Origin of the sequence: Pseudoxanthomonas koreensis, assembly GCF_010093225.1 — a bacterium.
GTDB classification, from domain to species: domain Bacteria; phylum Pseudomonadota; class Gammaproteobacteria; order Xanthomonadales; family Xanthomonadaceae; genus Pseudoxanthomonas; species Pseudoxanthomonas koreensis.
The window spans coordinates 38,857-48,106 of sequence record NZ_PDWM01000023.1 but is presented as its reverse complement, the minus strand read 5'-3'; the positions used below and the strand labels follow the sequence as shown (position 1 = coordinate 48,106).

General features: G+C 68.6%; 8 protein-coding genes and 1 pseudogene. 8 read left to right on the top strand and 1 reads right to left on the bottom strand.

The window, feature by feature from the left end:
- Positions 1-518, bottom strand: a pseudogene (locus tag CSC64_RS08685) (hypothetical protein); the annotation flags it as partial.
- A gap of 467 nt (positions 519-985) precedes the next feature.
- Between CSC64_RS08685 and CSC64_RS08680 the strand changes: the two are divergent.
- The 8 genes from CSC64_RS08680 to nuoH are packed head-to-tail and all read left to right on the top strand — an operon-like array spanning position 986 to position 9,249.
- Entirely contained in the window at positions 986-1,342 is a 357-nt protein-coding gene (locus CSC64_RS08680) for an NADH-quinone oxidoreductase subunit A (protein WP_162434926.1), read from the top strand.
- Positions 1,333-1,905 (top strand): NuoB/complex I 20 kDa subunit family protein, encoded by a 573-nt coding sequence (locus CSC64_RS08675; RefSeq protein ID WP_162434925.1) that lies wholly within the window; start codon positions 1,333-1,335, stop codon positions 1,903-1,905. The genes CSC64_RS08680 and CSC64_RS08675 overlap by 10 nt, the downstream gene beginning before the upstream one ends.
- A 35-nt stretch (positions 1,906-1,940) precedes the next feature.
- Positions 1,941-2,693, top strand: coding sequence for an NADH-quinone oxidoreductase subunit C (locus tag CSC64_RS08670; RefSeq protein WP_162434924.1), 753 nt, complete (start codon positions 1,941-1,943; stop codon positions 2,691-2,693).
- Between the two features lie 8 nt (positions 2,694-2,701).
- Positions 2,702-4,009 (top strand): NADH-quinone oxidoreductase subunit D, encoded by a 1,308-nt coding sequence (locus CSC64_RS08665; protein ID WP_162434927.1) that lies wholly within the window; start codon positions 2,702-2,704, stop codon positions 4,007-4,009.
- Positions 4,006-4,533 (top strand): NADH-quinone oxidoreductase subunit NuoE, encoded by a 528-nt coding sequence (gene nuoE, locus CSC64_RS08660; RefSeq protein WP_162434923.1) that lies wholly within the window; start codon positions 4,006-4,008, stop codon positions 4,531-4,533. The genes CSC64_RS08665 and nuoE overlap by 4 nt, the downstream gene beginning before the upstream one ends.
- An 11-nt stretch (positions 4,534-4,544) precedes the next feature.
- Positions 4,545-5,915: an NADH-quinone oxidoreductase subunit NuoF gene (gene nuoF, locus CSC64_RS08655; protein WP_162434922.1), complete on the top strand. Its 1,371-nt coding sequence runs from the start codon at positions 4,545-4,547 to the stop codon at positions 5,913-5,915.
- Positions 5,912-8,161, top strand: coding sequence for an NADH-quinone oxidoreductase subunit NuoG (nuoG, locus tag CSC64_RS08650; protein ID WP_162434921.1), 2,250 nt, complete (start codon positions 5,912-5,914; stop codon positions 8,159-8,161). Before nuoF ends, nuoG begins: the two co-directional genes overlap by 4 nt.
- Positions 8,158-9,249, top strand: coding sequence for an NADH-quinone oxidoreductase subunit NuoH (nuoH, locus tag CSC64_RS08645; protein WP_162434920.1), 1,092 nt, complete (start codon positions 8,158-8,160; stop codon positions 9,247-9,249). Before nuoG ends, nuoH begins: the two co-directional genes overlap by 4 nt.
- Position 9,250 lies beyond the last annotated feature (1 nt).

Below are 9,250 nucleotides of genomic sequence, written 5' to 3'. Positions count from 1 at the left end.
CAGTGGAGGCGGCGGAGACCCCACGCCTGCATCCGCCAGCAGCTCCAGAGCGTTGCGGGTGTTCGCTCCGCTGGTCCGACGGGAAAGAGCTGCAAGCTTACTGCCAGCGGCGCCGACCCCGGTCCCCCGCACCTTTCCTCCAGCACCGCCAGCAGCAGGTTCATCTCCCTGCGCACGGAAGCCCCGGAGACGGCCTGTAAGCGCCGGTCCCGCCACTGGGCCACATCGGTACGTGACAGGACCGGGAGCGCCACAGCGGCCAGCGCATCGCGCTGCATGGCCCCCAGCCGGGCCTGCTCCCACTTGCCCCCCTTCCGGCCGGGGCACTTCTCGTCGGCGAACCGTCGCAGGGCTTCGGCGAGGGTATGATCCGGCAGGCGGGCGCCGACCAGCTCGGCTTCCCGCTGCGTGGCCCACGCCACGGCCTGCCGCTTCGTGGCAAACGACGCCGATTCCCGGCGGCCGGACTTGAACACTTCGGCGCGCCATGTGGAGCCGCGCTGGCGGTAGGTGGGCATGGCGCGATCTTGGCGTAGATTCTGGCGTAGTGGTCCGGCGCCGAGCCCCTTGTGGCGCCGTGGTCGGCCACTCTGCCAAGCTGCCGTCGCGCTAGCTGAGACAGGCATTCCCGCCGATCCGCGCCCATGCGCTACAATGGCCCGGATAGGTGCCGTCGCCCCTCTTGGGCACCAATGTGAAGGCCGGCGCACGCGCCGGTGGCCGTGAAGTCAAGGCCCGCCCGCAGCGGGCTTTTTCTTTGGACGGAGGCGCCCGGGCGGGGCTGCAAGCGTTTACGAGACAACCGCTCACAGCTACAATTCCGCTGCTGTGCACAATCGCAGCGGACACCGGCACATGCGCCCGTCCGCGGCTACACCGCCCGCCCGCGGGCACCGCGGTGGCGAGGACGCAACAGGTGCTCCGCGGCCTTCGCGGAAAACGACCCAAGCCCGGCGCGCCGGGCAGAGGCAAGAGAGAACCGCACGTGCTGGCCCAATACCTGCCGACCCTGTTGTTCCTGATCGTGGCCACTGGCATCGGCATCGCGCTGATCGTCATCGGCAACCTGCTCGGGCCGCGCCGTCCCAGCCTGGAGAAGCTGTCGCCCTACGAGTGCGGCTTCGAGGCGTTCGAGGACGCGCGCATGAAGTTCGACGTGCGCTACTACCTGATCGCGATCCAGTTCATCGTCTTCGACCTGGAAATCATCTTCATCGTGCCGTGGACCCTCGTGTTCCAGGAACTGGGGCCGCGCGCGCTGGTCACCATGGGCCTGTTCGTCGGGATGCTGTTCCTCGGCTTCATTTACGTATGGAAGAAGGGAGCGCTCGAATGGGAGTGATCCAGACCATCGACCGCCTGATGACCAACCCGATCCCGGAAGGGCGGGTCGACGACATCCTGCGCCCCGAAGGCGACAACCCGCTGCTGGAAAAGGGCTACGTCACCACCACCGTCGACGCGCTGCTCAACTGGGGGCGTACCGGCTCGATGTGGCCGGTGACCTTCGGCCTGGCCTGCTGCGCGGTGGAGATGATGCACAACGGTGCGGCGCGCATCGACCAGGACCGGTTCGGCGTGGTGTTCCGCCCGTCGCCGCGCCAGGCCGACGTGATGATCGTGGCCGGCACCCTGGTCAACAAGATGGCCCCGGCGCTGCGCAAGGTCTATGACCAGATGCCGGACCCGAAGTGGGTGATCTCGATGGGCAGCTGCGCCAACGGCGGCGGCTACTACCACTACTCCTACTCGGTGGTGCGCGGCTGCGACCGGATCGTGCCGGTCGACGTGTACGTGCCCGGATGCCCGCCCACGGCCGAGGCGCTGATGTACGGCATCCTGCAGTTGCAGAAGAAGATCTGGCGCACGGAGACCGTGGCCAGGAAGAACACGATCGACCGTTGACCCGCCCCCAGAACTTTCCGGACACGCCAAGCCCCATGGCCGAGCCAGCAGCCTCCTTCGCCCAGCGACTGCGCGACCGTTTCCCGGCCGCGACGGTGACCGTGGTCGAGCCCCGTGGCGAGACCACCCTCGAGGTGGCCGCCCACGACTGGCTGGACACCTGCCGCGCGCTGCGCGACGAGTTCGGCTTCGAGCAACTGACTGCGGTCAGCGGCGTCGACTACATGGGCTATGGCAGCGACGAGTGGGACACCGAGGGCGTCTCTTCCGGTGGCTTCAGCCGCGGCGTGGAAGGCAAGGGCGCCGGGCGCTTCGCCTGGGGCGAGCGGCCGAGCCAGCAGGGCGAGGACCGAATCGAGCCCGTCGCCGTGCCGCAGCGCCGCTTCGCCGCGGTCCTGCACCTGCTTTCGTATGCGCACAACCGGCGCCTGCGCGTGCGCTGCTTCGCCGCCGACGACGCCATGCCGGTGGTGCCCTCGGTCACCTCGATCTGGGTGGGCGCCAACTGGTTCGAGCGCGAGGCGTTCGACCTGTTCGGCATCGTCTTCGAAGGCCATCCGGACCTGCGCCGGCTGCTGACCGACTACGGCTTCGTCGGCCACCCGTTCCGCAAGGACTTCCCGCTGATCGGCAACGTCGAGGTGCGCTACGACGAGGAGCGCAGGCGCGTGGTGTACGAGCCGGTCACCTCGGTCGAGCCGCGCGTGGGCGTGCCGCGCGTGATCCGCGACGACGCCCGCTACGAGACCGCGGCCGGCGAGGCCGCGCAGCGGGAGGCCGCCAAGTGAGCGCACAGATGCACCCTGACCATGCCCGGCCGGCGGGTTTCGCCAGCAATCCTGCGGAAGCCCGGCAGGAGATCCGCAACTACACCATGAACTTCGGCCCGCAGCACCCGGCCGCGCATGGCGTGCTGCGCCTGATCCTGGAGATGGACGGCGAGACCGTGGTCCGCGCCGACCCGCACGTGGGCCTGCTCCACCGCGGCACCGAGAAGCTGGCCGAGTCCAAGCCGTTCAACCAGTCGATCGGCTACATGGACCGCCTCGACTACGTGTCGATGATGTGCAACGAGCACGCCTACGTGCGCGCCATCGAGACCCTCATGGGCATCGAGGCGCCGGAGCGTGCGCAGTACATCCGCACCATGTTCGACGAGATCACCCGGATCCTGAACCACCTGATGTGGCTGGGCTCCAACGCGCTGGACCTGGGCGCGATGGCGGTGTTCCTGTACGCGTTCCGCGAGCGCGAGGAACTGATGGACGTGTACGAGGCGGTCAGCGGCGCGCGCATGCACGCGACCTACTACCGCCCCGGTGGCGTCTACCGCGACCTGCCGGACCGGATGTCGAAGTACAAGGAGTCGCCCTGGCGCAAGGGCGCCAAGCTCAAGTACTTCAACGAGGCGCGCGAAGGCACGCTGCTGGACTACCTGGAGAGCTTCACCCGCGATTTCCCCGCCCGCGTCGACGAATACGAGACCCTGCTGACCGACAACCGGATCTGGAAGCAGCGCACCGTCGGCATCGGCGTGATCACCCCGGAGCAGGCCAGGGAGTGGGGCATGACCGGCGCGATGCTGCGCGGCTCGGGTATCGCCTGGGACCTGCGCAAGAAGCAGCCGTACGCGAAGTACGACGCGGTCGATTTCGACATCCCGATCGGCACCCACGGCGACTGCTACGACCGCTACCTGGTGCGGGTGGCCGAAATGCGCCAGTCCAACCGGATCATCGCCCAGTGCGTGCAGTGGCTGAAGGCCAACCCCGGCCCGGTCATGGTCCAGAACTTCAAGGTCGCCCCGCCCCGGCGCGAGGAGATGAAGGAGGACATGGAAGCGCTGATCCACCACTTCAAGCTGTTCTCCGAAGGCTACTGCGTGCCGGCCGGCGAGACCTACGCCGCGGTCGAGGCGCCCAAGGGCGAGTTCGGCTGCTACCTGGTCTCCGACGGCGCCAACAAGCCGTTCCGCGTGCACCTGCGCGCCCCGGGATTCGCGCACCTGTCCTCGATGGACGAGATCGTGCGCGGCCACATGCTGGCCGACGTCGTGGCCATGATCGGTACTTATGACCTGGTGTTTGGCGAGGTGGATCGATGAAGGCCACCGGTAATTTCGAGAACGCGCGCAACGTCGACCCGATGGTCGTCCTCAGCGACGACACGCGCGCGCACATCGACCACTGGCTGACCAAGTTCCCGCCCGACCGCAAGCGGTCGGCGGTGCTGCAGGGGCTGCACGCGGCGCAGGAGCAGAACGGCGGCTGGCTCAGCGACGAGCTGATCGCCGGCGTGGCGAAGTACCTGGACCTGCCGCCGGTGTGGGCCTACGAGGTCGCCACTTTCTACTCGATGTTCGAGACGCAGAAGGTCGGCCGTAACAACGTGGCCTTCTGCACCAACATCAGCTGCTGGCTCAATGGCGCCGAGGAACTGGTCGCGCACGCCGAGAAGAAGCTCGGCTGCCGGCTGGGCGAATCGACCGCCGACGGCCGCGTCTACCTCAAACGCGAGGAAGAGTGCGTGGCCGCCTGCTGCGGCGCCCCGGTCGTCGTGATCAACGGCCATTACCACGAGAAGCTCGACGCCGCGAAGGTGGACGAGCTGCTCGACGGACTGAAGTGAGGCCACGGCAGATGGCACACCACACCAAGGTTTCCGAGGGCTACGGCCCGGTCGGCCCGGCCCCGAAGGAGCACCAGGCGGTCTACACGACGCTGCACTTCGACAAGCCGTGGTCGTACGAGAACTACCTCAAGACCGGCGGCTACCAGGCGCTGCGCAGGATCCTCACCGAGAAGATCCCGCCGGCCGACGTGGTCGAGATGGTCAAGCAGTCCGGCCTGCGCGGCCGCGGCGGCGCGGGCTTCCCGACCGGCCTGAAGTGGAGCTTCATGCCCAAGGGCGACATGCAGAAGTACATCCTCTGCAACTCCGACGAATCCGAGCCGGGCACCGCCAAGGACCGCGACATCCTGCGCTACAACCCGCACGCGGTGGTCGAGGGCATGGCCATCGCCTGCTACGCCACTGGTTCGACCGTGGCCTACAACTACCTGCGCGGCGAGTTCCACCACGAGCCGTTCGAGCACCTGGAAGAAGCCACCGCCGAGGCCTATGCCAACGGCTGGCTGGGCAAGGACATCCTTGGCTCGGGCGTGGACATCGACATCTACAACGCGCTCGGCGCCGGCGCCTACATCTGCGGCGAAGAGACCGCGCTGATGGAGTCGCTGGAAGGCAAGAAGGGCCAGCCGCGGTTCAAGCCGCCGTTCCCGGCCAACTTCGGCCTGTACGGCAAGCCGACCACGATCAACAACACCGAGACCTACGCCTCGGTGCCGGCGATCGTGCGCAACGGCCCCGAGTGGTTCATGAACCTGGGCAAGCCCAACAACGGCGGCTGCAAGATCTTCTCGGTCTCCGGCCACGTCGCCCGCCCGGGCAACTACGAGATCCGCCTGGGCACGTCCTTCGCCGAACTGCTGGAGATGGCCGGCGGGATCCGCAACGGCAACCGCATCAAGGGCGTGATCCCGGGCGGCTCCTCGATGCCGGTGCTGCCGGGCGAGACCATGATGGGCCTGACCATGGACTACGACTCGATCCAGAAGGCCGGTTCGGGCCTGGGTTCGGGCGCGGTCATCGTCATGGACCACACCACCTGCATGGTCCGCGCCTGCCAGCGCATCGCGCGGTTCTACTTCAAGGAAAGCTGCGGCCAGTGCACGCCGTGCCGCGAGGGCACCGGCTGGATGTACCGCATGATCACCCGCGTGGTCGAACACAAGGCCACGCTGGAAGACCTGCAGACCCTGCGCGCGGCCGCCGGCCAGATCGAGGGCCACACCATCTGCGCCTTCGGCGAAGCCGCGGCGTGGCCGGTGCAGGGCATGCTGCGCCACTTCTGGCACGAGTTCGAGTACGCGATCGTCAACAGGCGCTTCCTGGTCGACGACGAGCGCGACGGCAAGGTCGTGCGCAGCAACCTGGAGGTGGCCGCGTGAGCGCGCAGCCCGTCAACCCGAACCTGCCGCCGGACCACGTCACCGTCTTCATCGACGGGGTCGAACTGGCCGCGCCCAAGGGCTCGATGATCATCCAGGCCGCCGACAAGGCCGGCATCCCGATCCCGCGCTTCTGCTACCACGACAAGCTGGCGATCGCCGCCAACTGCCGCATGTGCCTGGTCGACACCGAGGTCGGCGGCCGTTCGGCGCCGAAGCCGTCGCCGGCCTGCGCCACCCCGGTGATGGACGGGCTGAAGGTCTTCACCCGCAACGACAAGGCGCTGAAGGCCCAGCGCAACGTGATGGAGTTCCTGCTGATCAACCACCCGCTCGACTGCCCGGTCTGCGACCAGGGCGGCGAGTGCGAGCTGCAGGACCTGTCGCTGGGCTACGGCCGTTCGGTCAGCCGCTTCGCCGAGCGCAAGCGCGTGGTCGCCGACGAGGACATCGGTCCGCTGGTCGCCACCGAGATGACGCGCTGCATCCAGTGCACCCGCTGCATCCGCTTCACCGCCGAGATCGCCGGCACCTACGAGCTGGGCGGGATGTACCGCGGCGAGAACCTGCAGATCGGCACTTACGACGGCAAGCCGCTGACCACCGAGCTGTCCGGCAACGTGATCGACGTGTGCCCGGTGGGCGCGCTGACCAACAAGGTGTTCCAGTTCCGCGCCCGGCCGTGGGAGCTGATCGCGAAGGAGTCGCTGGGCTACCACGACGCGATGGGCTCGAACCTGTTCCTGCACGTGCGCCGCGGCGAAGTGCTGCGCACCGTGCCGCGCGACAACGAGGCGGTCAACGAGTGCTGGCTGTCGGACCGCGACCGCTATTCGCACCAGGGCCTGCAGGCCGCCGACCGCGCCACCGTGCCGATGCGCAAGGTCGACGGGCAGTGGCGCGAGACCAGCTGGGCCGAGGCCCTGGCCGCGGCCGCCGCGATCCTGCGCGACAATCGCGGCGACGCGCTGGGCGTGCTCGCGCACCCGGCCACTTCGAACGAGGAGGGCGGGCTGCTGGCGCTGCTGGCCGCCGGGCTGGAGAGCGGCAACCTCGACCACCGCATCGGCAACCGCGACTTCTCCGACGCGGCCGTGGCCGAACCGTTCGCGCTGCCGCTGGCCGAAGCCGGCGAGGCCGAAGTGGTCGTGCTGGTCGGCAGCAACCTGCGCCACGAACTGCCGCTGCTGCATGCGCGCCTGCGCCAGGCGCAGGTCAAGCGCAACGCGCGCATCCACGTGGTCAACCCGGTCGATTTCGACTTCACCTTCGCCGTGGCCGGCAAGGCGATCGTGCCGCCGTCGCGCTTCGCCGAAGCGCTGGGCGACGCCGCGTTGCGCGATGCCGCCAGGGGCGCGGGCCGTGCCGTGGTGATCGTCGGCGCGATCGCCGAGAACCACCCGCAGGCGGCCGCGATCCGCGCCGCCGCGCGCGATTTCTGCACTGCCACCGGTGCGGCGCTGTGCCGCATTCCGCAGGGCGCCAATGCCGTGGGCCTGGCCCGCGCCGGCGTGCTGCCGACGGGGCGTGACGTGGCCGGCATGTTCGCCGAGCCGCGCGGCGCCTACCTGCTCCATGGCATCGAGCCGGGCCTGGATTTCGCCGATACCGCTGCCGCGCTGAAGGCGCTGAACGCGGCCAGGGTGGTGGCGCTGAGCCACTTCGCCTGCGAGTCCACCCGCGCGGTGGCCGACGTGATCCTGCCGATCGGCGCACTGCCCGAGATCGACGCGACCCTGGTCAACCTGGACGGGATCGAACAGTCCGCGCAGGCCGGCGGCAAGCTGCCGGGCCAGGCCCGCGAGGGCTGGCGCGTGCTGCGTGCGCTGGGCGGCGAGCTGGGGCTGGCCGGGTTCGAATTCAGCGACCTGGCCGGCGCGCGCGCGCTGCTTGGGGGCGGCCGCAAGGTCGGGGTGAAGGCGGGGCGTGCCGGCGAGACCGGCGACGCCGGGCTGGAGCTGGCGCTGGTGCCGGCGATCTACCGCACCGATGCGGTGGTGCGCCGCGCCGCCGCATTGCAGGCGCACCCGCTCAACGTCGATGCACGGATCGTGCTCAATCCGGCCGATGCCGCCGCCATCGGCATCGCGGACGGGCAGGTTGCCAAGGTGCGGGGCGCCAGCGGTACCGCGGCGCTGCCGGTGGTGGTGGACGCCCGCGTCGCCGCGGGCGCGGCATGGATCGAAGGTGGCCACGGCGCAACCGCGCCGCTGGGCGCGGGCCGGGTCGAGGTGGTGAAGGCATGAACGAACTGCTGATCGACGCGGTCGACCCGGTGCGCGAATGGTTCTTCGGGCTGGGCGAGCTCGGCCTGGTGCTGTGGATCGTGCTGAAGATCCTGGTGATCGCCGTGCCGGTGATCGTCGCGGTCGCGTTCTACGTGGTCTGGGAGCGCAAGCTGATCGGCTGGATGCACGTGCGCCACGGGCCGATGTACGTGGGCATGGGCATCTTCCAGGCCTTCGCCGACGTGTTCAAGCTGCTGTTCAAGGAAGTCATCCAGCCGTCCAGCGCACACAAGGTGATGTATATCCTGGCGCCGCTGATCGTGCTGGCGCCGGCCTTCGCGGCCTGGGCGGTGGTCCCGTTCGACTACCAACTGGTGCTGTCCAATGCCAACGCCGGCCTGCTGTACCTGCTGGCGATGACCTCGCTGGGCGTGTATGGCGTGATCATCGCCGGCTGGGCGTCGAACTCGAAGTACGCGTTCCTGGGCGCGATGCGTTCGGCCGCGCAGATGGTCAGCTACGAGATCGCGATGGGCTTCGCCCTGGTCGGGGTGATGATCGCCGCCGGCAGCCTGAACCTGACCGACATCGTGATGGCCCAGTCCGGCAACGCCGGCTTCTTCGAATGGTTCTGGCTGCCGCTGCTGCCGCTGTTCATCGTCTACTGGGTGTCCGGCGTGGCCGAGACCAACCGCGCGCCGTTCGACGTGGTCGAGGGCGAGTCGGAGATCGTGGCCGGGCACATGGTCGAGTACTCCGGGTCGGCGTTCGCGCTGTTCTTCCTGGCCGAGTACGCCAACATGATCCTGGTCAGCTTCCTGATCAGCCTGTTCTTCCTGGGCGGCTGGCTGAGCCCCATCCAGGGCTGGGTGACCGCGGACGTGTCGCCGTGGATCGACTGGATCTGGAAGGGTGGCTGGCCCTGGCTGCTGGCCAAGATGTTCTTCTTCGCCAGCGCCTACATCTGGTTCCGCGCCAGCTTCCCGCGCTACCGCTACGACCAGATCATGCGCCTGGGCTGGAAGGTATTCATCCCGATCACGATCGCCTGGATCGCGGTCACCGCGCTGATGGTGTTCTATGGCGTGTTCGAGAAGGGCGCCTGAC

Excerpts from the sequence above, each read along its gene's own strand:
- CSC64_RS08675 (WP_162434925.1), top strand. The coding sequence starts at position 1,333 with ATGGGAGTGATCCAGACCATCGACCGCCTGATGACCAACCCGATCCCG.
- CSC64_RS08670 (WP_162434924.1), top strand. The coding sequence starts at position 1,941 with ATGGCCGAGCCAGCAGCCTCCTTCGCCCAGCGACTGCGCGACCGTTTC.
- CSC64_RS08665 (WP_162434927.1), top strand. The coding sequence starts at position 2,702 with ATGCACCCTGACCATGCCCGGCCGGCGGGTTTCGCCAGCAATCCTGCG.
- nuoE (WP_162434923.1), top strand. The coding sequence starts at position 4,006 with ATGAAGGCCACCGGTAATTTCGAGAACGCGCGCAACGTCGACCCGATG.
- nuoF (WP_162434922.1), top strand. The coding sequence starts at position 4,545 with ATGGCACACCACACCAAGGTTTCCGAGGGCTACGGCCCGGTCGGCCCG.
- nuoH (WP_162434920.1), top strand. The coding sequence starts at position 8,158 with ATGAACGAACTGCTGATCGACGCGGTCGACCCGGTGCGCGAATGGTTC.